The organism is Paenibacillus cookii (assembly GCF_018333375.1).
GTDB classification, from domain to species: Bacteria; Bacillota; Bacilli; order Paenibacillales; family Paenibacillaceae; genus Paenibacillus_AQ; species Paenibacillus_AQ cookii.
Genome location: NZ_BORW01000126.1, coordinates 1 through 255 on the forward strand (window position 1 = coordinate 1; position 255 = coordinate 255).

Here is a 255-nt window from a genome sequence, read left to right on the forward strand (position 1 = left end):
ATCCACATTAAGCCGAGTTTTCTCAGAACTGACGAGAAAGGACTTGGCAAAACGGCTTTTTGAGGATTTGGTCACACGCTGTCAGCAGGAAGGTATCATAGAAGGCAGTAACGTCGCCATAGACAGCGCCGCTCTCCGCGCTTACGAGAAAAAGCAGCCCAAACGCAAAAGCGAGCAAACGGGTAATGCGAACTGGGGCGCAAAAATTGATTCCTTCGGCAATAAAATCACATGGTTTGGTTACAAAATTCATCT

The 255-nt window shown here is 47.1% G+C and carries 1 pseudogene; it reads left to right on the forward strand.

The window, feature by feature from the left end:
• A pseudogene (locus tag KI367_RS26875) lies at positions 1–255 on the forward strand (transposase); the annotation flags it as partial.